The sequence below is a fragment of the Jatrophihabitans sp. genome, from assembly GCF_036000465.1.
GTDB lineage: Bacteria > Actinomycetota > Actinomycetes > Mycobacteriales > Jatrophihabitantaceae > Jatrophihabitans.
The window spans coordinates 1-21848 of sequence record NZ_DASYFV010000018.1 but is presented as its reverse complement, the minus strand read 5'-3'; the positions used below and the strand labels follow the sequence as shown (position 1 = coordinate 21848).

Here is a 21848-nt window from a genome sequence, read left to right as displayed (position 1 = left end):
CCCGCCGGGGCGCGCTGCTCGGCTCGCTCGCCTCCGTCGCCACGCTGGCCCGCCTCACGGGCGGTAGCGGTACCCCATCCCGGGCTCGGTGATGAGGTGCCGGGGCCGGCTCGGCTCGGGCTCGAGCTTGCGCCGTAGCTGGGCCAGGTAGATGCGCAGGTAGCTCGGATCGGTGTGCTCGGACGATCCCCGCACCGCGGTCAGCAGGGCGTCACCGCTCACCAGCTTGCCCGGCCGGCGCAGCAGCACGTCGAGGATCTTCCACTCCGTCGGGGTGAGGTGCACCGCGTTGCCCTCGCGGTCGGTGGCGGTGGTCAGGGTGAGGTCGATGTGCACCGACCCGACGGTTGCCGTCACCGCCTCGTCCGCCGTCGCCACGCGACGCGACGTCGCGCGGAGGCGGGCCAGCAGCTCGTCCATGCTGAACGGCTTGGTCACGTAGTCGTCCGCGCCGAGATCGAGGGCCTCGACCTTGTCGGCACTGCCGCTGCGGGCCGACAGCACGATGATCGGTGTCGACGCGTAGGCCCGGACGGCGCGGATGACGTCGACGCCGGACATGTCGGGCAGGCCGAGGTCCAGCACGATGACATCGTGCTGGTGATCGGCGAGCGCGGTCAGCGCCTTCGTCCCCGTCTCGGCCTCGGTGACGGCGTACCCGCGGGCGACGAGGTTCATGGCCAGGGCTCGCAGCAGCGGCTTCTCGTCCTCGACCAGCAGGATCCGGCCCGCGCTCATGTCGCCGCCTCGAGGGTGATGACGAACGTCGCGCCGCCGCCGGGGGTCGGTTCGGTGCCGACCTCGCCGCCCATGGCCTCGGTGAAGCCGCGCGCGATGGCCAGGCCGAGCCCGACGCCGTCGCCGCTCGCGTGGCTGTCGTCGGTGCGCTGGAACGGCCGGAACACCGCGTCGGCGTCCTCGGCCGAGATGCCCGGGCCGCGGTCGATCACCCGCAGCTCGACCCGCTGCTGGTGGCTGCTGCCGGCGATGCGGATCGGCGAGTCGGGCGGCGTGTGGCGGATCGCGTTCTGCACGACGTTCGCGATCACCCGCTCGAGCAGGCCGGCGTCGGCCCGCACCTCGGGCAGGTCGGCGGGGACGTCGACCTCGATGTGCCGGTCGGGCGCCACGTGGTCGAGCGCGCGGGCCACGACGTCGTCCACGCCGACGACGCCGGGGACGACGGGCAGGGCACCGACCTGCAGCCGCGACAGGTCGAGCAGGTTGGTGACCAGCTCGGTGAGCCGGTCGAGAGCGTCCTCGGCCGTGCCGAGCAGCTCGCGCCGTTCGGCCTCGTTCCAGGTGACCTCCGACGCCCGCAGGCTGGACACCGCCGCCTTCGCCGCGGCGATCGGGGTGCGCAGGTCGTGGCTCACCGCGTTGAGCAGCGCCGTCCGCTGCCGGTCGGACTCCGCGAGCGGTTCGGCCGCGTGGGCCGCCTCGGCCAGCCGCTGTTGCCGGTAGGCCACGGCGAGGTGGGCGGCGATCGCCCCGAGCACGCGCTGGTCACCGGCGGTCAGCGCGTGCCCGCGCAACGCGAGCTCGAGGTCGTCGACGCTGGTGGTGGCGTCGGCCTCGGCCGGCGTACGCGGCGGCGCGCTGCCGGCCGCCGCCTCGCTGATCCAGCTGCGGGTCGTCTCGTCGTGCCGCAGCAGGCTGGCCGAGTTCATCGCGAAGGTCTCCCGGACCCGCTCGATGAGCGCGGGCAGCGCCTGCTCCCCGCGCAGCAGGCTGCCGGCGAACGTCGACAGCGTCTCGGCCTCGGCGCCGGCGCGGGCCGCCTGCACCGACCGACGCGCGGCGAGGTCGACGACCTGGGAGACCAGCACGGCGATGAGCAGGAAGGTGATCACCGCGACCAGGTTCGACGGCTCGCTGATCGTGAACGTGTGGGTCGGCGCCACGAAGAAGTAGTTCAACAGCAGGCTGGCCGCGACGGCGCTGGCCAGCGCCGGGTAGAAGCCGCCGACCAGGCTGGTGATGACGACGGCCAGCAGGTACAGCGGCACGTCGGTCGCGAAGTCGAGGCTGCTCCTGGCCGCGGTGCAGAGCACGGTGAGCGCGGGCAGCAGCACGGCGGCGACGAGCAGGCCCGACAGCCGGCGTCGCGGGGTCAGCCCGCCGGTGAGGCGCGGCAACCGCAGCCCCGCTCCGCCGGCGTGGTCGTGGCTGACGAGGTGGACGTCGATCGGACCGGACAGCCGGGTCACGGTGGCGCCGGTGCCGGGCCCGGTGACGGCGGCGGCCAGTCCTCCCCGCCGCGACGTGCCGAGCACGATCTGGGTGGCGTCGACGCTGCGGGCGAACTGCAGAAGGGCCGACGGGACGTCGTCGCCGATGACCGAGTGGTAGGTGCCGCCGAGGGACTCGACCAGCAGGCGCTGCCCGGTCAGCGCCGCGACGCCCGGTCCGGCCAGACCGTCGCTGCGGACGATGTGCACCGCCAGCAGCTCGCCACCGGCCGTGCGCGCGGCGATGCGCGAGGCCCGGCGCACCAGGGTCTCGCCTTCGGGGCCGCCGGTGAGCCCGACGACGATCCGCTCCTTGGTCTCCCAGGTATCGGTGATGCCGTGCTCGGTGCGGTAGCGCTGCAGCCCCTCCTCGACCGAGTCAGCCAGCCAGAGCAGCGCGAGCTCGCGCAGGGCGGTCAGGTTGCCGACACGGAAGTAGTTGCCGAGCGCGGCGTCGATCCGTTCGGAGGGATAGATGTTGCCGTGGGCCATGCGCCGGCGCAGCGCCTCGGGGGCCATGTCGACGACCTCGACCTGATCAGCCGCCCGGACGACGCTGTCGGGCACGGTCTCGCGCTGGGCCACCCCGGTGATCTCCTGGACCACGTCGTTGAGCGATTCGAGGTGCTGGATGTTCAACGTGGTGATCACGTCGATGCCCGCCTCGAGCAGTTCCTCGACGTCCTGCCAGCGCCGCTCGTGCCGACCCGAGCCGGGCACGTTGGTGTGTGCCAGCTCGTCGACGAGCGCGACCTTCGGGCGGCGGGCCAGGACGGCGTCGAGATCCATCTCCTCGAACGCGGCGTCGCGGTAGCGCACCGCCTTCCGGGCGACGGCCGGCAGGGCGGCCAGGCATTCGGCGGTGTGGATCCGGCCGTGCGTCTCGGCGAACGCAACGACGACGTCGGTGCCGCGGGCGAGCCGGCGGGCGCCCTCGTCGAGCATGGCCACGGTCTTGCCCACGCCGGGCGCCGCACCGAGATAGATGCGCAGCGTGCCGCGTCCCATCGCGCTTCCCGTCCCGTCGTTCGCGCCCGCCGCGCGGTCCGTCGCCATCATCGCGCGCCGTCGTGCTACCGGCGCAGCGGGTACTGCGCGTCCAGGGCCAGGTTGAGCTGCAGGACGTTCACCCGGGCCGCGCCGAGGAAACCGAGATCACGCGCGTGCTCGTGCGCCGCGACGAGCGCTGCGACCTGCGCGACGCTGATGCCGCGGGCCCGCGCCACCGACCGCTCCTGCAGCCGCGCGTACGCCGGACTGATGTCCGGGTCGAGACCGGAACCCGAGGCCGTCACGGCGTCGGCCGGCACCGCGGGGCGGCTCGGCGCGGCGCCCCGTACCGGCACCAGCTTCCCGGCCGCGTAGTCGCCCCCGAACCGGGCGCACTGCACCGGCACCCCGCGGTAGGTCGCGACGAACGGCGCCGCCGGGCACGCCTGGTTCACGCTGACCACCCGCGTGATCGCACCGCGGTAGCTCGGCTGCGCGTAGAACACGGCGAGCACCGCGCCCACGCCGTCAGCGGTGCAGTACGGCCGCCGGCCGTCGGCGCCGAACTCGCGACCGACGGCGACGCTGCGCGTGCACACCTGGGTGAGCAGGCTCGGGCGGCCCGGATCGCCCTTCACGGCCGGATCGGGCAGCGTGTCGACGATCGACTCCGGCCCGAGGTTGGACGCCCCCGAGGCGGTCGGGTCGTAGCCACCCGGCCGGCCCTGGAAGTACTGCGGCAGCGGGGTGCCCTTGGCGTCGGCGAAGCTCTGGCCGAGCAGCGCCGAGCCGACGACCTGCCCGTCGCGGGTGACCGGCGAGCCGTCGGCCCGCGACTGCAGGCCGGGCACCTGGGCGATCGCCGTGACGGCGAGGGGGTAGGCGATGCCGACCAGCACGGTCAGCACGAGCAGGATCCGCAGCGCCGCGCCGAGGCGCCGGAGGGAGTCAGGAACAGTACGCATGAGAGGTCACCGGATCCCGGGGATGAACTGGATGACGAGGTCGATCAGCTTGATGCCGAGGAACGGCACGACGACGCCGCCGAGGCCGTAGACCCAGAGGTTGCGGCGCAGCATGGCGCTGGCGCTGGCCGGCCGGTAGCGCACGCCGCGCAGGGCCAGCGGGATGAGCGCCACGATGACGAGCGCGTTGAACACGACCGCGGACAGGATCGCCGACTGCGGCGAGTGCAGCCTCATCACATTGAGCGTGCCGAGCCCCGGGTACACCGCGGCGAACATCGCCGGGATGATCGCGAAGTACTTCGCGACGTCGTTGGCGATGGAGAACGTGGTCAGCGCACCGCGGGTGATCAGCAGTTGCTTGCCGATTTCGACTATCTCGATGAGCTTGGTCGGGTCGCTGTCGAGGTCGACCATGTTGCCGGCCTCCTTGGCCGCCGACGTCCCGGTGTTCATGGCGACGCCGACATCGGCCTGGGCGAGCGCCGGCGCGTCGTTGGTGCCGTCGCCGGTCATCGCGACGAGCTTGCCGCCGGCCTGCTCGCGCTTGATCAGCGCCATCTTGTCCTCGGGCTTGGCCTCGGCCAGGAAGTCGTCGACCCCGGCCTCCTCGGCGATGGCCTTCGCCGTCAGCGGGTTGTCGCCGGTGATCATCACCGTGCGGATGCCCATGCGGCGCAGCTCGTCGAAGCGCTGGGCCATACCCGCCTTGACGATGTCCTTCAGGTGCACGACGCCGAGGATGCGCGGCGGGGCGCCGGCGACGCGCTCGGCCACGAGCAGCGGGGTGCCGCCGCTCGCGCTGATGCCGTCGACGACCGCGCCGGTCGCCGGGTCGACCGGGCCGCCGTTGTCGCGGACCCACGCCATGACCGCGCTGGCGGCGCCCTTGCGGATCTCCCGCTCGGGCTCGGTGTCGCTGGGCGACAGGTCGACCCCGCTCATCCGCGTCTGCGCGGTGAACTCCACCCAGGTCGCGTGACCGATCTCGCCGGCCCGTCGCTCTCGCAGCCCGTACTCGGCCTTGGCCAGCACGACGACCGAGCGGCCCTCCGGCGTCTCGTCGGCGAGCGACGACAGCTGGGCCGCGTCGGCGAGCTCGGTGACGGTCGCGGGGGCGATCGGGATGAACTCGCTCGCCTGCCGGTTGCCCAGCGTGATGGTGCCGGTCTTGTCGAGCAGCAGGGTATCGACGTCACCCGCCGCCTCCACCGCCCGGCCGCTCATCGCCAGCACGTTGCGCTGCACGAGGCGATCCATGCCGGCGATGCCGATGGCCGAGAGCAGCGCCCCGATCGTGGTCGGGATCAGGCACACCAGCAGCGACACGATGACGATGCCGGTGATGCCGTTCTGGTCCAGGGCTGAGGTGTCGGCGACGCCGGGCTGGTTCACCTTCGAGAAGATCGCCAGCGGCTGCAGGGTCACCGTCGCCAGCAGGAAGATGATCGTCAGCGACGCGAGCAGGATGTTCAGCGCGATCTCGTTCGGCGTCTTCTGCCGGCTCGCCCCCTCGACGAGCGCGATCATGCGGTCGATGAAGCTCTGCCCGGGTTGCTGGGTGATCTCGACGACCACCCGGTCGGACAGCACCCGGGTGCCGCCGGTGACCGAGCTGCGGTCACCGCCGCTCTCCCGGATCACCGGCGCGCTCTCGCCGGTGATGGCCGACTCGTCGACGCTCGCGATGCCCTCGATGACGTCGCCGTCGCCCGGGATCACGTCACCGGCCTCGCAGACCACGCAGTCGCCGCGCTGCAACTCCGGCGCGGGCACCGACTCCTCGGCTCCGCTCCAGTCGTCGCGGTCGACGAGGCGGCGGGCCACCGTGTCGGTCTTGGCCCGGCGCAGCGCGTCGGCCTGGGCCTTGCCCCGTCCCTCGGCGACCGCCTCGGCGACGTTGGCGAACAGGCTGGTGAGCCAGAGCCAGACCACGATCGTCCAGGCGAACACCGTGGGGTCGGCGACGGCGAGGACGGTCGTGAACACCGCCCCGATCTCGACGAGGAACATGACCGGGTTCTTGTAGAGCGTGGCCGGGTTCAGCTTGCGCAGGGCGTCGGGCAGCGACGTCCAGAGCAGGTGCGGGTCGAGCCGGCCGCCCTGGACGCGGTGCGGTGCGGCGCTCATGAGTGAAGTCCTTCGGCGAGCGGCCCGAGCGCGAGCGCGGGGAAGTAGGTGAGGGCCACGACGATCACCGTGACGCCGGTGAGCATGCCGACGAACAGTCCGCGGTGGGTGGGCAGCGTGCCGTCGGAGACCGGGACGGGCTGCTGCCGGGCGAGTGACCCGGCGAGGCCGAGCACGAAGATGATCGGCAGGAAGCGTCCGAGCAGCATCACGATGCCGAGCGCGTAGTTGTACCAAGCGGTGTTGACCGAGATGCCGGCGAACGCGCTGCCGTTGTTGTTGGCGGCGGACGTGAAGGAGTAGAGCACCTCGGACAGGCCGTGCGGACCGGCGTTGAGCATGCCGGCCCGCTCCCCCGGGAGGGCCATCGCGAGCGCGGTTCCCCCGAGCACGAGGGCCGGGGTGGTGAGCAGGTACAGTGAGGCGAACTTCACCTCCCGTCCCCCGAGTTTCTTGCCGAGGTACTCCGGTGTCCGCCCGACCATCAGCCCGGCGACGAAGACGGTGAGGACGGCGAGCACCAACATGCCGTAGAGGCCGGAGCCGGTGCCGCCGGGCGCGATCTCGCCCAGGGCCATGTTCAGGATCGTCATCGTGCCGCCGAGGCTGGTGTATGAGTCGTGGAACGAGTCGACCGCGCCGGTGGAGGTCAACGTGGTGGCGGTGGCGAACACACCGGAGTCGGCGACGCCGAAGCGTTGCTCGGTGCCCTCGGTCGCCGATCCGACCGCCGTCGGCACGGTGCCGTGGTGCATCCCCTGGAAGGTCGTCAGCAGCACGACGCTCGTGATCGCCAGCAGGGCCATCACGGCCACGATCGCGTAGCCCTGCCGCTTGTCGCCCACGATGCGGCCGAACGTGCGGGGCAGCGAGAAGCTGATGACGAGCAGCAGGAAGATCTCCAGCCAGTTCGTCCAGGTGGTCGGGTTCTCGAACGGGTGCGCCGAGTTGGCGTTCATCGGACCGCCGCCGTTGGTGCCGAGTTCCTTGATGACCTCCTGGCTCGCGAACGGTCCACCGGTGATCGTCTGCGTGCCACCCGCGATGGTGTGCACGGTCTGGTAGTCGTGGAGGTTCTGGATCATGCCGGCGCCGACGAAGACGATCGCGAACAGGATCGCGATGGGCAGCAGCACGCGCAGCGAGATGCGGGTGAGGTCGACCCAGAAGTTGCCGAGCCGATCGGTGCGGCTTCGGGCGAAGCCGCGCACGAGCGCGATGGCCACGGCGATGCCGACGGCGGCCGACACGAAGTTCTGCACGGCGAGGCCGGCCATCTGCACCACGTAGCCGAGCGCGTTCTCGCCCGAGTACGACTGCCAGTTCGTATTGGTCACGAAGCTCGCCGCCGTGTTGAACGACTGGTCGGCGGTCATCTGCGGCACCGCGTAGGGCGGCCAGAAGTGCTGCTGCACCCGCAGGAAGGCGTAGAGGAACACGACGCCGACCACGCTGAAGGCGAGGACGGAGCGCAGGTAGGTCGACCACGTCTGGTCGGCGTCGGCGTCGATGCCGCTAGCACGGTAGACCCCACGCTCGACCCGCAGGTGCTTGGCGCCGGTCAGCACTCGGGCGAGGTAGTCACCCAGCGGCTTGTGCACCAGCGCCAGCGCCACGACCAGGGTCCCGACGAAGACCACCCCGGCCCAGGCGTCGGTCATCAGAATTTCTCCGGGAAGAGCAGCGCGTACACGAGGAACGCGGTGACCCCGATGGCGAGGATCAGCCCGACGACATTGGACCCGCTCATCGGCCTACCCTCGCTTCGCACGGTCCGGCCGCCGGAGGCGTGCCGGGCCCGCGGCTCGCTCCCCAAGCGTCGCTCACAGCTTCTCCACCCCCTTCGCGACGAGGGCCAGCAACGCGAACACGGCGAAGGTCACGGCGATCGCCCAGAAATCAGTCATGCCGGCAATGCTGACCCTCAGGAACGGCGATTTCCTGCGGCAAAGGTCCTATTCACGCCTTCCTCGCGACGGGCTCACGAGGTCCGGACGGGAACCGGCCCGGGCTGTCGCGGCGGTCACACCCGACCGGGCGTGAGTGATGCGTGAGTACCGCGGCGGCCGGGGCGCGGGCTACCTACCGTCGGAATCGTGAGCACTGCCGCCGACGTCGACCTGCCCGAGACCCGGCGCTACCGGGCCAAGCGGGTGCTGCTCGGCAAGCCCCTCGTGAATGCCTCGCTGCACGAGGAGAAGCTGTCGAAGAAGGCGGCGCTCGGCGTGCTGTCGAGCGACTGCATCTCCTCCTCGGCCTATGGCAGCGAGGAGATGCTCATCATGCTGCTGCCGATCTTCGGGCTCACCGGGTTCCACCTGCTGATGCCCATGACCGCCGTAGTGCTGGCCCTGCTGCTGCTGACCACGCTGTCGTACCGCGAGGTCGTCATGATCTACACGCGGGCCGGCGGCTCGTACGTCGTCGCTCGGGAGAACTTCGGCCCCAAGGTCGCCCAGATCGCGTCGGTCGCTCTTCTCATCGACTACATCGTGACGGTGGCGGTGCAGGCGGCGGCCGGCACCGCGGCCATCACCTCGCTGGTCCCGGCGCTGAACTCGAAGTCAACCGCCTTGACCATCACGGTCGTCGCGGTGCTGATCCTCGCGTTCGGCAACCTGCGGGGCGTGCGCGAGGCGGGCAAGGCCTTCGCCCTGCCCACCTACCTCTTCGCGTTCTCGGCCGGGCTCATCGTGGTCATCGGCGTGATCCGCGAACTGCTGGGCGATCTGCCGGTCATCGCCGCCACCCACGACCCGAAGAACCCGCTCATCAACGTCCACGACAACCACCACGCGATCTTCACCTTCGCCGCGATCTACGTGCTGCTCAAGGCGTTCGCCAACGGCGGCGCCTCGCTCACCGGGCTCGAGGCGATCTCCAACGGTGTCAGCGCCTTCAAGCCGGACGAGGGCCGCAACGCCCGTCGCACCCTGTCGACGATGAGCGTCATCCTGGGCACGCTGGTGCTCGGCATCTCCTTCCTCGCCTGGCAGACCCGGGCGACGCCCTACGAGAGCGGCAGCCCGACGGTCATCAGCCAGGTGGCCCACGCCGCGTTCGGCGGCGCCTGGTACGGGCACATCGGCTTCGTCCTGGTGCAGGTCGCGACCGCGCTGATCCTGTTCACCGGCGCGAACACGCCGTTCACCGGCTTCCCGTTCCTGGCCAGCTTCATCGCCGAGGACTCCTTCCTCCCCCGGCAGATGACGCGACGCGGGCACCGCCTCGCGTTCAGCAACGGCATCATCGTGCTCACCGCGGCGGCGCTCGCCCTGCTGTTCGGCGTGGGCGCACACGTCGACAAGCTGATCCCCTTCTACGCGATCGGTGTCTTCACCGGCTTCACCATGGCCGGGTTGGGCATGGCGAAGTACCACCACACCCGGCGCGAGACCGGGTGGCGGCACAAGCTGGCCATCAACCTGACCTCCGGGCTCGTCTCGGCCCTGGTCGTCCTGATCTTCGCGGTGGTGAAGTTCAGCGAGGGCGCATGGCTGGTCGTGCTGCTCTTCCCGGTCGGCTGGGCCGTGCTCATGCGGCTCAACCGGCAGTACCGCGGCGAGGCCCGCTCGCTCGATCTCGTCACGTGGATCCGTCAGGACCAGGCCGAGGCCGCGCACTACGGCCATCACACGATCCTCGTGCTGGTCGACCGGCTCGACCTCGCGGTGCTGCGGGCGCTGCGTTACGCCGGCAGCCTGCGCCCCACCGACCTGCGCGTCGTGCACATCGCCTTGGACAACGTGGCGGCGGCCGCGCTGCAGCAGCAGTGGATCGATCGCGGCCTCAGCGACCGGTTCCCGCTCGAGATGATCGACTGCCCCGACCGGCGCCTCGTGCGCAGCATCGCCGAGCTCGCCTACGAGACCGTGGTGCAGGACCGCACCGAGGTCACCGTCCTGCTCCCCCGCCGCACGTTCCGCCGCATCTCGCAGCGCCTCCTGCACGACCGTACCGCCGACCGCATCGCCGAGGCGGTCGGGCGCATCCCCCACGTCGCGGCCACGATCGTCCCGTTCGACACGACCCTGTCGGCCGACGCGATGGAGCGGCTGGAGACCCGGCAGGCCGCCACGTCCGTCGAGCCGGCGCTGCCGGCGACGCGGGGTGACCAGACGAAGGTGCCCGCGTTCTGCCACTCCGAAGGCACCACCGCGATCGCCGATGCCTCGTGGCGACAGAAGATCACCGTCGAGGGGCGCATCAAGTCGGTGCAGCTCGGCACCACGGCCGGCCGCTCGCTCGAGGTGCAGATCTTCGACGACACCGGCGGCCTGCGACTGCTCTTCATGGGACGCACCTGCATCCCGGGCCTCGTTCCCGGCACGGTCGTGCGGGCGACCGGCCGGGTGGGTGAGTACCGCGGCCACCTGGCGATCGCCAACCCGGTCTACGAACTGCTGGTCCCGGCCTGACCCGAGGGCGCAGGGCAGGATCGAGGCGTGACCTCGCCCCCGCTCCCCTGGCCGGACGACGATCCGCTCGCCGGGTCGGTCCGGCTGCGGGCCTTCACCGAGCGCGACGTCGACATGGTCGTCGAGCTGTCCGGCGACCCCTACGTGCCGCTGACCGGGTCGCTGCCACCGCACTGCGACCGCCACGACGCCCGGGCCTACATCGAGCGCCAGCACGACCGCGCGCGGACCGGGTACGGCTGGTCCTTCTGCATCGCCGACGCGGACAGCGACGAGCCACTGGGCCAGGCCGGGCTCTGGCTCGCCGGGCTGCCGGGCGGCCGGGCGGCCGCCGGCTACTGCGTCGCCCCGCCGCACCGGGGTCGGGGGCGCGCTCGTGACGCGTTGGTCGCGCTCACCGCGTTCGCGTGGCGCGTGCCCGACCTGCACCGCGTCGAGCTCTACATCGAGCCGTGGAACCAGGCATCGGTCCGCACTGCCGAGGCCGCCGGCTACGGCCGCGAGGGACTGCTCCGCCGCCACCAGGAGATCGGCGGACGGCGGGTGGACATGCTGATCTTCGGCGCGCTCCGCCCGGAGTGACGGATCCGGAATAATTCCGGCCCGGCTCCGGTGAATTGTCCTATTTCGCGACTGTTCGGGGCGTAAATCGGGCGGCTGGAGGGTTTTTCCCGATGGATTTCCTTCAGAAGGCGAATGAGCCGCCGATCAGGGGCTCACAAGATCGTTGATCTCTGTTCCAGGGGCGCGAATCCGTTCGCGAAGACCAGCCGGCGACCACCGGCCGCGCGCGCGTCCCCTGTCGCCGGGACCGGCGAGAACACCTTCTCACTCCAGCCGAAGGACCGGACATGACCGCGACGTTCAATGCCCTCGAGGCCCAGCAGCAGCTGGCGCGCATCACCCTGGCGATCGTCACCATGCGCGCCAACACACCCGACGGCGATCACTTCGCCGACCACTTCGGCGACACCTTCGCCGAGCTCGCCGGCGAGGCCGTCGGCATCGCCGGCGACGACGTCGCGGAGCACCTGTTCCTCAACATGCTCGACATGGCGCACCATCTCCTCGACCAGCTGATCCGTACCACCGGACTCGACGCCTCGCACTGGTTGCGCGAGCGCAGCCTCGACATCGAGAACTGGCACTACGAGGACTCCGACTGACCCACCCGCGGCGCCGGGCCGCCCTGATGCCGGCCCGACCTGTGAACCGCGCCGGTGATCGATCGACACGCCACCTGACCCCTAGGGTGATCACATGCGATTCGGTCTCTTCATCCCGCAGGGCTGGCGTCTCGATCTCGCCGGCATCGACCCGGCCCAGCAATGGGCGACGATGTCGCGGCTCGCCGCGCGGGCCGAGGCCGGGCCGTTCGAGTCGATCTGGGTCTACGACCACTTCCACACGGTGCCGGTGCCGACCGACGAGGCGACGCACGAGGCGTGGACGCTCATGGCCGCGTTCGCCGCGACGACCTCGCGGGTGCGGCTCGGGCAGATGTGCACGTGCATGGGCTACCGCAACCCGGCCTACCTGGCCAAGGTCGCAGCGACCATTGACGTGATCTCCGGTGGTCGCGTCGAGATGGGCATCGGCGGCGGGTGGTACGAGCACGAGTGGAACGCCTACGGCTACGGATTCCCCGGCGCGGGCGAGCGGCTCGGCATGCTCGACGAGGGCGTGCAGATCATGCGCCAGCTCTGGACGGAGGGCCGGGCGACGTTCGACGGCAAGCACTACCGGGTCGACGGCGCCATCTCCCGCCCGCTGCCGCTGCAGGACGGCGGCATACCCCTCTGGATCGCCGGAGGCGGCGAGAAGAAGACACTGCGTATCGCGGCCAAGTACGCGCAGTACACCAACTTCGACCCCGTCCTCGAGAACTTCCGGCACAAGTCGGAGGTCCTGGCTCGGCACTGCCGGGACGTCGGCACCGACTTCGACGCGATCACCCGCTCGGCCAACTACAACGTGATCATCGGCGAGACCGAGAAGGACGTGCAGGACAAGCTGGCCTGGTTCCGGGCCCACTACGAGCCGCTGCTGCCGGCCGAGCAGGTCGAGCGCAACCTCGCGAACCTAGCCAACGGCCCGCTCGTCGGCACGCCCGAGCTCATCGTCGAGAGGTTGCGCGAGGCCGAGAAGATCGGCATGAGCTACGCGATCACCTACTTCGCCGATGCCGCGTACGACCTGTCGAGCATCGAGCTGTTCACCACCCGAGTAGCGCCCGAGTTCCGGTGACCGCCGTGAGCGCGCCGGCCGGCCGCATCGTCGTCGACGACCTCAGCAAGGTCTTCCGTGGTCAGGTCCGCGCGGTCGACCGGCTCAGCTTCACCGTCGAGCCCGGCTCGGTCACCGGGTTCCTCGGGCCGAACGGCGCCGGCAAGACGACGACGCTGCGCATGGTGCTGGGCCTCGTCCGCCCGACCGGCGGGAGGGCCACCATCGGCGGCAGCCCGTACCGGCACCTGGGCAACCCGTCGCGGACGGTCGGGGCGGCGCTCGAGTCGTCGAGCTTCCATCCGGCCCGCTCGGCCCGTAACCACCTGCGCATCATGTGCACCGTCGCCGGTATCCCGCTCGAGCGCGCCGACGAGGTGCTGCGCATCGTCGGGCTGTACGAGGTCGGGAAGCGCAAGGTCAAGGGCTACTCGATGGGCATGCGGCAGCGGCTGGCCCTGGCCGCCGCCCTGCTCGGCGATCCCGCCGTCCTCGTGCTCGACGAGCCGGCGAACGGGCTCGACCCCGAGGGCATCCGCTGGTTGCGCGGCCTGCTGCGCCGCCTCGCCTCCGAGGGCCGCACCGTCCTCGTCTCGAGCCACCAGCTCAACGAGGTGCAGGAGGTCGCCGACCGCATCGTCATCCTCAACCGCGGCCGGCTGGTGCGTTCGGGCTCGATCGAGGAGCTGACCGCGGGCACCGACCGCGTCGTCGTCACCTCGCCCGACGTCGAGCGGCTGCAGGCGGCGCTGGCCGACGAGCGCGCCGACATCACCCGCACCGGCCCGAACTCCCTCAGCGTCCGCGGCCTGACCAACCAGCAGGTCGGGCACACCGCGTTCCGGGCCGGCGTCGAGCTGCACGAGCTCGTCGCGCAGCGCTCCGACCTCGAGGAGCTGTTCTTCGCGCTCACCTCGGCGCCCTCCGATCCGCAAGCCCCGCCGCCGGGAGGTGGTCCCGCATGATCAGGCTGATCCGCGCCGAGTTCCTCAAGCTGCGCACCACCCAGGTCTGGTTCTGGCTGCTGCTCGCCACCGCCGGGCTCAGCGTGCTGCTCGTCGTCGGTGGCATCGCCCCGCGCGACGGCGTGCGCACCGCACGCCAGGTGCCCGACCTGTTCGCGTCCTTCGCCGCCTCCGGGCCGGGCTACATCCTCGTGTTCGTACTCGGCGTCCTCGGCGTCACCACCGAGTTCCGCTACCAGACGATCACGCCGACCTTCCTGCAGACGCCGTCGCGGTGGGCCGTCACCACCGCGAAGATGATCACCTACGCGGTGCTCGGGGTCGGCTACGCGCTCGTCGCGCTGATCGCCCAGCTCGCTGTGGCCCTGCCATGGCTGTCCGCCCGCAACATCTCGGTCGACTTCGGCAACTCCCAGATCCAGCACGCGATCATCGGCGGATTCGGGGTCATCGCGCTCTTCGGCATCGTCGGCCTGGGCTTCGGCGCTCTCGTCCGCAACCAGATCGTGGCCGTCGTCGTCGGCATCATCTTCCTGCTGATCATCGAGAACGTGCTGCTCGCCATCCCGGTCGTGCGCAAGGCGTGGCCGTTCACGCCGAACGGTGGTGTGCAGGCGATCCTGCACACCACCGGCACCACCGAGGTCGTCGACGGCGTGCACCTGCTGCCGCTCGGCGGCGGCATCGTGGTGTTGCTGCTCTGGGCTTTCGTCCCGGCGATCATCGGCGCGGCCTACTCGATGAACCGTGACATCACATAACGGCGCATTCCCGGGCGTCTCTTGACCCACATCCGGTGCCTCCGGGCATGCCGGGCCGAGCCGTTACGCGTAGTCTCGACGCTTGCGTATCCGCATCGTGTGACAACTCGAGGATGGCCAGAAAACTGTGGCGACGACGGAGCAGCCGGCAACCAGTGAATCCCCTTCCACCCGCGGCGATTTCGGCGCCAACGAGTGGCTCGTGGAGGACATGTACGAGCGCTATCTCGCCGACCCCGACAGCGTCGACGCCGCCTGGCACGACTTCTTCGACGACTACAAGCCCGGTGTCGGCACCCCGCTGAACGCCTCCGGTCGCAGCGCCCGCCGTGACTCCGACGAGGCCGACGAGGCCGACGAGGCCGACGAGGCCGACGGTTCGGCGGCGTCCGACACGAAGCCGGCCGAGACGAAGCCGGCCGACACGAAGCCGGCCGCGACGAAGGCGGCCGACACGCAGCCGGCGGCGACGAAGGCCGCCGACACGCAGCCGGCGCCCACGAAGGCACCCACCCCGGCCGCGAGCCGCGCCGAGGGCAAGCCGGCCGAGAGCCCGGCCGCCGAGAACGTGAAGTCGCCGGCCGCCCCCAAGGCCCAGCCCGCGGCGGCGAAGGAGGCCACGGCCGGCTCGAACGTGCTGCGCGGCGCCGCCGCCCGCGTCGTGCTCAACATGGAGCAGTCGCTCACCGTGCCGACGGCCACCAGCGTGCGGGCCGTACCGGCCAAGCTGCTCGCCGACAACCGCGTAGTCATCAACAACCACCTGCGCCGGGCCCGTGGCGGCAAGGTCAGCTTCACCCACATCATCGGTTACGCCGTGGTCCGCGCGCTGGCCACGACGCCGGAGATGAACAACTACTTCGCCGAGATCGACGGCAAGCCCAACGTCGTCACGCCCGAGCACGTCAACCTCGGCATCGCCATCGACCTCGTCGGCAAGAACGACTCCCGCTCCCTCGTCGTCGCCTCGATCAAGGCGTCCGAGGGGATGGACTTCGCCGAGTTCTGGAACGCCTACGAGGAGATCATCCGGCGTGCGCGCGGCGGCAAGCTCACCACCGAGGACTTCCAGGGCACCACGATCAGCCTGACCAACCCGGGCACCATCGGCACCAACCACTCGGTGCCGCGCCTGATGCAGGGTCAGGGCACGATCGTCGGCGTCGGCGCCATGGAGTACCCCGCCGAGTTCAGCGGCATGAGCGACGAGCAGCTCACCGAGCGGGCCGTCAGCAAGATCATGACGTTGACCTCCACCTACGACCACCGCATCATCCAGGGCGCGCAGTCGGGCGAATTCCTGCGGCGCATCCACCAGCTGCTGCTGGCCGACGAGTTCTACGACGAGATCTTCGCCGCGCTGAAGATCCCGTACGAGCCGGTGCGCTGGCTGGTCGACCGCGAGTTCAGTCACGAGGGCCAGATCGGCAAGAACGCCCGCGTCATCGAGCTCATCAACGCCTACCGCGCCAACGGCCACCTGATGGCCGACACCGACCCGCTCGAGTACACCGTGCGCAGCCACCCCGATCTCGACATCACCCGCCACGGGCTGACCCTGTGGGATCTCGACCGCGAGTTCCCGGTCGACGGCTTCGCCGGCGAGAAGCTGATGAAGCTGCGCGACATCCTGGGCGTGCTGCGCGACGCCTACTGCCGCCGCGTCGGCGTCGAGTACATGCACATCACCGACCCCGAGCAGCGGCGCTGGCTGCAGCAGCGCATCGAGGTCAAGCACGCGCAGCCGTCCCGGGATGCCCAACTGCACATCCTCGGCCGGCTCAACGTCGCCGAGGCGTTCGAGACCTTCCTGCAGACGAAGTACGTCGGCCAGAAGCGCTTCTCGCTCGAGGGTGCCGAAACCGTCATCGCACTGCTCGACGCCGTTCTCGCCGAGGCGGCCGACCAGGATCTCGACGAGGTCGTCGTCGGCATGCCGCACCGCGGCCGGCTCAACGTGCTGGCCAACATCGTCGGCAAGCCGTACTCGAAGATCTTCAACGAGTTCGAGGGCAACATCGACCCCGGCACCGCCCAGGGTTCGGGCGACGTGAAGTACCACCTCGGCGCCGAGGGCACCTTCCACGCGGCCAGCAGCAACGAGGTCGCCGTGTCGCTCACCGCGAACCCGTCGCACCTCGAGGCCGTCGACCCGGTGCTCGAGGGCATCGTGCGGGCCAAGCAGGACCTCCTCGACAAGGGCGACGACGGCTACACCGTGCTGCCCGTGCTCATGCACGGCGACGCCGCGTTCGCCGGTCAGGGTGTCGTGGCCGAGACCCTCAACGTCTCGCAGCTTCGCGGCTACCGCACCGGCGGCACCGTGCACGTCGTCGTCAACAACCAGGTCGGCTTCACGACCTCGCCGTCGTCGTCGCGCTCGTCGCTGTACTGCACCGACATCGCCCGCATGATCGCGGCCCCGATCTTCCACGTGAACGGCGACGACCCGGAGGCCTGCGTGCGGGTCGCCGAGCTCGCGGTCAAGTACCGCCGCGAGTTCCGCAAGGACGTCGTCATCGACATGGTCTGCTACCGCCGACGCGGCCACAACGAGGCCGACAACCCGTCGTTCACGCAGCCGCTGATGTACGACATCATCGATCACAAGCGCAGCGTCCGGAAGCTGTACACCGAGGCCCTCGTCGGCCGCGGTGACATCACCATCGAGGACGCCGAGGCCGCGCTGAAGGACTTCCAGGCCCAGCTCGAGAAGGTCTTCGTCGAGACGCGCAACGCCACCGACAAGCCGGCGCCGGAAGGCGAGATCGAGCACGAGACCCCCTCGCAGCAGATCACCACGGCGATCGCGCTCGACGGCATCAAGCGCATCGCCGAGGCCTACGCGAACCCGCCCGAGGGCTTCACGATCCACCCCCGGCTCAAGCCGCAGATCGACCGCCGGGTGGCCATGGCCAGCTCGGGCAACGTCGACTGGGCCACCGCCGAGCTGTACGCGTTCGGCTCGCTGGTCATGGAGGGTCGCGCGGTGCGGCTGTCCGGCCAGGACTCCCGCCGCGGCACGTTCACGCAGCGCCACGCCACCCTGATCGACCGCGAGACCGGTGCGGAGTACACGCCGCTCAAGGAGCTCACCGACGACCAGGCGCCGTTCTTCCCCTACGACTCGCTGCTCTCGGAGTTCGCGGCCGTCGGGTTCGAGTACGGCTACTCGGTGGCCCGGCCCGACGCGCTGGTGTGCTGGGAAGCCCAGTTCGGCGACTTCGTCGACGGCGCCCAGACGATCATCGACGAGTTCATCTCCTCGGGCGAGGCCAAGTGGGGCCAGCGCTCGGCGGTCTCGCTGCTGCTGCCGCACGGCTACGAGGGTCAGGGCCCCGATCACTCGTCGGGCCGTCCGGAGCGGTTCCTGCAGCTGTGTGCCGAGAACAACATGACGGTCGCCATGTGCTCGTCGCCGGCGAACTACTTCCACCTGCTGCGCCGCCAGGGGCTCTCCCCCGTCCGGCGCCCGCTCATCGCGTTCACGCCGAAGTCGCTGCTGCGGCACAAGGCGGCGGTCAGCGCGATCGACGACTTCACCACGGGCACCTTCCAGCCGGTGCTGCCCGACGTCTCGGCCGATGCGGCGAAGGTGACCCGGGTGCTGCTCTGCGCCGGCAAGGTCTACTACGACCTTGCCGCGGCCCGCGCGGCCGACAGCCGTGACGACGTCGCGATCCTGCGGGTCGAGCAGCTCTACCCGCTGCCGGCCGACGAGCTCAAGGCCGAGCTGGCGAAGTACCCCGCGGCCGAGGTCGTCTGGGTGCAGGAGGAGCCGGCCAACCAGGGCGGGTGGCCGTTCATGGCCCTCAACCTGCCCGAGCACCTCGGCGGACGCGCCCTGCTGCGGGCCTCGCGCAAGGCCTCGGCCTCGCCCGCCGTCGGCTCGCACTCCGTCCACGAGGCCCAGCAGCAGGAGGTCGTCGCGACCGCGTTCGGTTAGGCGGCGCTGGCACTGGCACGGTTGCGGGCCCAGCCGACCCCGCCCCCACCTCTCGTTGAGTGGCGAGTTCTGGTGTTGAGTGGCGAGTGAGTAAGCGCCATTCAGCGCGGAACTCGCCACTCAACGTATTGGGGGACGGCATGACGGGGTCGGAACCGGGCTCGACGATCCGGTGGGGCGTGTTCGGCGCGGGCGGGATCGCTGCGACAGTGAGCCCGGACATCGCAGCGACCGACGGCACTGTGTTGCACGCGATCGCCGCGCGCGACCTCGGCCGGGCGCAGGCGTTCGCCGCCGAGCACGGCTACGCGAAGGCCTACGGCTCCTACGCCGAGCTCGCCGCCGACCCGGACATCGACGTCGTCTACATCGCGACGACGCACGGGCAGCACCACGAGCACGCGCTGCTCGCGCTGGAGGCCGGCAAGCCGGTGCTGGTGGAGAAGGCGTTCACGCTGAACGCGGCCCAGGCGCGCGAGGTCGTCGCCGTGGCCCGCGAGCGCCGGCTGTTCTGCATGGAGGCGATGTGGACCCGCCTGCACCCGGCGATCCGGCGGGCGCTCGAGATCGCGCACGGCGGGGAGATCGGGGAGATCACCGGTGTGCGGGCCGACCTGTCGCGGCACTTCCCGTACGACCCGAAGCACCGCCTCTACGACCTGGCCGCGGGCGGCGGGGCGTTGCTCGACATGGGCATCTACCCGACGACCGTCACCTGGCTGTTCCTCGGCCGACCCGACACCGTGCAGGTGACGGGCTCGCTCTCACCGACCGGGTCGGACGTCACGGTCGGCATGCAGTGGGGCTACGAGAGCGGGCGGGTCGGCCAGATCTACACCAGCGCCGCCGGGCCGTCGCCGTTCGCCGCGCTCGTCACCGGGACGGACGGCTGGATCTCGATCAAGCCCCGCATCCATCGCGCGACCGAGCTGGTGGTGCGCCGCGGGGACGACGTCGAGGAGATCGACATCGTGCCCGACCCGGGCAACGGCTACCGTGCCGAGATCGCCGAGACCGCGCGCTGCCTGCGCGCCGGCGAGCTCGAGAGCCCGGCGATCCCCCTGGACGAGACCGTCGGCATCCTCGAGGTGCTCGACGAGGCCCGGCGCCAGCTCGGTGTGCGGTACCCCGCCGACGCCTGAACCGCGTGCCGCAGAATCGAGTCATGTACTTCACCGACCGCGGCATCGAAGAGCTCGTCTCCCGGCGCGGCGACGAGCAGGTCAGCGTCGAGTGGCTGGGCGACCGACTGCAGGTGTTCGTCGACGCGCATCCCGAGTTCGAGGTCGCGATCGACCGCCTCGCCACCTGGCTGGCCCGCGACGACGAGGACGAGGAGTAGCCGCTACAGCGTGCTGGGCGCGTCGAGCAGGTCGACCTCAGGCTCGACCCGGTGGCCCGAGTCGAAGATCGGCAGGAAGAACTGGGCCAGCGGGCCGATGCCGACCGCGTAGAGGACGGTGCCCACGCCGACCGTGCCACCGAGCAGCCAGCCGACGGCGAGCACCGTCACCTCGATGCCTGTGCGGGTGAGCCGGATCGAGCGTCCGGTGCGGCGGGCCAGGCCCGTCATCAGCCCGTCTCGGGGACCGGGGCCGAAGTTCGCGCCGATGTACATGCCGGTCGCCACCCCGCCCAGCACGATGCCGGCGATCATCTCGACGACGCGCCAGGCGAGCGGCCCGCCGCCGGGCAGTAGGTCGAGCGAGACGTTCATCGACAGGCCGATCAGCACGACGTTGCTGATCGTGCCGAGGCCGGGCCACTGGCGCAGCGGGATCCAGAGCAGCAGCACGGCCGCCCCGACGATGATCACGACGGTGCCGATGGCCAGGCCCATGTGCCGGGCCAGCCCCTGGTGGAACGTGTCCCACGGGTCGAGGCCGAGTTGTGAGCGGACCTGCAGCGCCGCCGCGAGGCCGTAGATCGTCAAGCCAATGTAGAGCTGGACGAGGCGCACGGGCAGCGATCGACGGTCCATTCGCCCAGCATGCCAGGCCGAAGCAAGCAGAAAACCGGCCATTGACCGGCGGACGGACTGGAACAGCGGGCCATTGCGTGCGAGCATCGGGACATGGCTCCCCCGTCCCGCATCGGCGGTCGCGCGCTCGCCGACCTGCTGCCCGGCCTGCCCGACCTGCGCGCGATGCCCGGGCCGGTCTACGCCGCACTGTCGCGGGCGATCACCACGCTGGTGCTCGACGGCCGGGTCGCCACCGAGACCCGGCTGCCGTCCGAGCGCGAACTCGCGACGGCGCTCGACCTGAGCCGCGCCACCGTCACCGCCGCCTACGACAACCTGCGCCGCGACGGGTTCCTGACCAGCCGCACCGGCTCGGGCAGCTACGTCACCGTGCCCGCCGGTTCGACCCCGCGCCCCGCGCTCTCGCGCTGGAGCCGGGTGGGCACCGACACGCACGATGTCATCGACCTCTCCTGCGCCGCGCTGCCGGCCCCACCCGACGTCGTGCCGCAGGCCGTGGCCGAGGCCGTCCCGCAGCTGGCGCCGCACCTGCTCGGCGACGGGTACGACCCGGCCGGGTTGCTGCCGCTGCGCGAGGCCGTCGCCGCCCGGTTCACCGGCCGCGGCGTGCCGACCCGCCCCGACCAGATCCTGGTCACCAACGGTGCGCTGCACGGCCTCGACCTGCTGCTGCGCCTGCTCCTCGGCCCGGGCGACCGCGTGCTCACCGAGCTGCCCACCTACCCCGGCGCACTCGACGCGATCCGGGCCAGCGGCGGGCGCGTCGTCCCGGTGCCGATGGCCGTCGGCGGCGGCTGGCAGGTCGACCAGATGACCGCCACGCTGCGCCAGACCGCGGCCCGGCTCGCCTTCATCACGCCCGACTTCCACAACCCGACCGGTGCGCTCGTGCCCGCCGACGACCGCCGCGCCGTGCTCAAGGTGGCCCGCCAGACCGGCACCACCGTGATCGTCGACGAGTCGTTCGTCGACCTCGGCTTCACCGCGGCCGAGACGCCGACGGCCCAGCTCGACCCGTCCGTCATCACCGTCGGGTCACTGTCCAAGCCGGTCTGGGGCGGCCTGCGCATCGGCTGGTTGCGGGCCTCGACCGATCTCGTGCACCGCCTCGCCGCGCTGCGCACCTCGATCGACATGGGCGGACCGGTGCTCGACCAGGTCGTCGCGGCCTCGCTGATCGGCCGGCTCGACGACATCGTCGCCGACCGCGTCGCCCGCCTGCGTCCGCAGCG

The 21848-nt window shown here is 71.0% G+C and carries 17 protein-coding genes; 10 read left to right on the top strand and 7 right to left on the bottom strand.

Going from position 1 to position 21848, the window contains the following annotated elements; all coding sequences use genetic code 11:
- Nucleotides 1-54: 54 nt before the first annotated feature.
- The 6 genes from VGN18_RS07865 to kdpF form a co-directional block, all read right to left on the bottom strand.
- The gene (locus VGN18_RS07865) at nucleotides 55-738 is read right to left on the bottom strand and encodes a response regulator transcription factor (RefSeq protein WP_327539117.1); all 684 of its coding nucleotides are present in this window, start codon (nucleotides 736-738) and stop codon (nucleotides 55-57) included.
- A complete protein-coding gene (locus tag VGN18_RS07860; RefSeq protein ID WP_327539116.1) occupies nucleotides 735-3239 on the bottom strand; it encodes an ATP-binding protein in 2505 nt (834 codons plus the stop codon). The genes VGN18_RS07865 and VGN18_RS07860 overlap by 4 nt, the downstream gene beginning before the upstream one ends.
- A 65-nt stretch (nucleotides 3240-3304) precedes the next feature.
- On the bottom strand, nucleotides 3305-4186 hold the full coding sequence (locus VGN18_RS07855) for a potassium-transporting ATPase subunit C (protein WP_327539115.1): 882 nt from the start codon (nucleotides 4184-4186) through the stop codon (nucleotides 3305-3307).
- 6 nt (nucleotides 4187-4192) lie between these two features.
- Nucleotides 4193-6316 (bottom strand): potassium-transporting ATPase subunit KdpB, encoded by a 2124-nt coding sequence (gene kdpB, locus VGN18_RS07850; protein WP_327539114.1) that lies wholly within the window; start codon nucleotides 6314-6316, stop codon nucleotides 4193-4195.
- Nucleotides 6313-7977, bottom strand: coding sequence for a potassium-transporting ATPase subunit KdpA (gene kdpA / locus VGN18_RS07845; RefSeq protein WP_327539113.1), 1665 nt, complete (start codon nucleotides 7975-7977; stop codon nucleotides 6313-6315). Before kdpA ends, kdpB begins: the two co-directional genes overlap by 4 nt.
- Nucleotides 7977-8066 (bottom strand): K(+)-transporting ATPase subunit F, encoded by a 90-nt coding sequence (gene kdpF, locus VGN18_RS07840; RefSeq protein ID WP_327539112.1) that lies wholly within the window; start codon nucleotides 8064-8066, stop codon nucleotides 7977-7979. Before kdpF ends, kdpA begins: the two co-directional genes overlap by 1 nt.
- Nucleotides 8067-8412: 346 nt before the next feature.
- On the opposite strand from kdpF, the gene VGN18_RS07835 reads away from it, so the two are divergent.
- The 9 genes from VGN18_RS07835 (at nucleotide 8413) to VGN18_RS07795 (ending at nucleotide 19974) form a co-directional block, all read left to right on the top strand.
- A complete protein-coding gene (locus tag VGN18_RS07835; protein WP_327539111.1) occupies nucleotides 8413-10734 on the top strand; it encodes an amino acid permease in 2322 nt (773 codons plus the stop codon).
- A gap of 27 nt (nucleotides 10735-10761) precedes the next feature.
- Nucleotides 10762-11316, top strand: coding sequence for a GNAT family protein (locus tag VGN18_RS07830; protein WP_327539110.1), 555 nt, complete (start codon nucleotides 10762-10764; stop codon nucleotides 11314-11316).
- A 269-nt stretch (nucleotides 11317-11585) separates the two neighbouring features.
- Nucleotides 11586-11900 carry a hypothetical protein gene (locus VGN18_RS07825; protein ID WP_327539109.1) on the top strand — a complete coding sequence of 105 codons (315 nt, stop codon included), beginning with the start codon at nucleotides 11586-11588 and terminating at the stop codon, nucleotides 11898-11900.
- A gap of 94 nt (nucleotides 11901-11994) precedes the next feature.
- The gene (locus tag VGN18_RS07820; protein WP_327539108.1) at nucleotides 11995-12981 is read left to right on the top strand and encodes an LLM class F420-dependent oxidoreductase; all 987 of its coding nucleotides are present in this window, start codon (nucleotides 11995-11997) and stop codon (nucleotides 12979-12981) included.
- Between the two features lie 5 nt (nucleotides 12982-12986).
- Nucleotides 12987-13925 (top strand): ABC transporter ATP-binding protein, encoded by a 939-nt coding sequence (locus VGN18_RS07815; protein ID WP_327539107.1) that lies wholly within the window; start codon nucleotides 12987-12989, stop codon nucleotides 13923-13925.
- A complete protein-coding gene (locus VGN18_RS07810; RefSeq protein ID WP_327539106.1) occupies nucleotides 13922-14686 on the top strand; it encodes an ABC transporter permease in 765 nt (254 codons plus the stop codon). Before VGN18_RS07815 ends, VGN18_RS07810 begins: the two co-directional genes overlap by 4 nt.
- Nucleotides 14687-14813: 127 nt before the next feature.
- Nucleotides 14814-18632: a multifunctional oxoglutarate decarboxylase/oxoglutarate dehydrogenase thiamine pyrophosphate-binding subunit/dihydrolipoyllysine-residue succinyltransferase subunit gene (locus VGN18_RS07805; RefSeq protein WP_327539105.1), complete on the top strand. Its 3819-nt coding sequence runs from the start codon at nucleotides 14814-14816 to the stop codon at nucleotides 18630-18632.
- Between the two features lie 140 nt (nucleotides 18633-18772).
- Entirely contained in the window at nucleotides 18773-19774 is a 1002-nt protein-coding gene (locus VGN18_RS07800) for a Gfo/Idh/MocA family oxidoreductase (protein ID WP_327539104.1), read from the top strand.
- A gap of 23 nt (nucleotides 19775-19797) precedes the next feature.
- On the top strand, nucleotides 19798-19974 hold the full coding sequence (locus VGN18_RS07795; protein ID WP_327539103.1) for a DUF6104 family protein: 177 nt from the start codon (nucleotides 19798-19800) through the stop codon (nucleotides 19972-19974).
- A gap of 3 nt (nucleotides 19975-19977) precedes the next feature.
- On the opposite strand, the gene VGN18_RS07790 is transcribed toward VGN18_RS07795, so the two are convergent.
- On the bottom strand, nucleotides 19978-20613 hold the full coding sequence (locus tag VGN18_RS07790) for a hypothetical protein (protein WP_327539102.1): 636 nt from the start codon (nucleotides 20611-20613) through the stop codon (nucleotides 19978-19980).
- Nucleotides 20614-20706: 93 nt separating this feature from the next.
- Here VGN18_RS07790 and VGN18_RS07785 point away from each other — a divergent pair.
- A partial coding sequence (locus VGN18_RS07785; protein ID WP_327539101.1) for a PLP-dependent aminotransferase family protein occupies nucleotides 20707-21848 on the top strand: 1142 nt, incomplete at its 3' end.

Bases quoted from the DNA above. Each gene is read 5' to 3' on its own strand.
- kdpB (WP_327539114.1), bottom strand. From the start codon at position 6,316: ATGAGCGCCGCACCGCACCGCGTCCAGGGCGGCCGGCTCGACCCGCAC.
- VGN18_RS07855 (WP_327539115.1), bottom strand. From the start codon at position 4,186: ATGCGTACTGTTCCTGACTCCCTCCGGCGCCTCGGCGCGGCGCTGCGG.
- kdpA (WP_327539113.1), bottom strand. From the start codon at position 7,977: ATGACCGACGCCTGGGCCGGGGTGGTCTTCGTCGGGACCCTGGTCGTG.
- VGN18_RS07800 (WP_327539104.1), top strand. From the start codon at position 18,773: ATGACGGGGTCGGAACCGGGCTCGACGATCCGGTGGGGCGTGTTCGGC.
- VGN18_RS07820 (WP_327539108.1), top strand. From the start codon at position 11,995: ATGCGATTCGGTCTCTTCATCCCGCAGGGCTGGCGTCTCGATCTCGCC.
- VGN18_RS07865 (WP_327539117.1), bottom strand. From the start codon at position 738: ATGAGCGCGGGCCGGATCCTGCTGGTCGAGGACGAGAAGCCGCTGCTG.
- VGN18_RS07825 (WP_327539109.1), top strand. From the start codon at position 11,586: ATGACCGCGACGTTCAATGCCCTCGAGGCCCAGCAGCAGCTGGCGCGC.
- VGN18_RS07795 (WP_327539103.1), top strand. From the start codon at position 19,798: ATGTACTTCACCGACCGCGGCATCGAAGAGCTCGTCTCCCGGCGCGGC.
- VGN18_RS07810 (WP_327539106.1), top strand. From the start codon at position 13,922: ATGATCAGGCTGATCCGCGCCGAGTTCCTCAAGCTGCGCACCACCCAG.
- VGN18_RS07860 (WP_327539116.1), bottom strand. From the start codon at position 3,239: ATGGGACGCGGCACGCTGCGCATCTATCTCGGTGCGGCGCCCGGCGTG.
- kdpF (WP_327539112.1), bottom strand. From the start codon at position 8,066: ATGAGCGGGTCCAATGTCGTCGGGCTGATCCTCGCCATCGGGGTCACC.
- VGN18_RS07790 (WP_327539102.1), bottom strand. From the start codon at position 20,613: ATGGACCGTCGATCGCTGCCCGTGCGCCTCGTCCAGCTCTACATTGGC.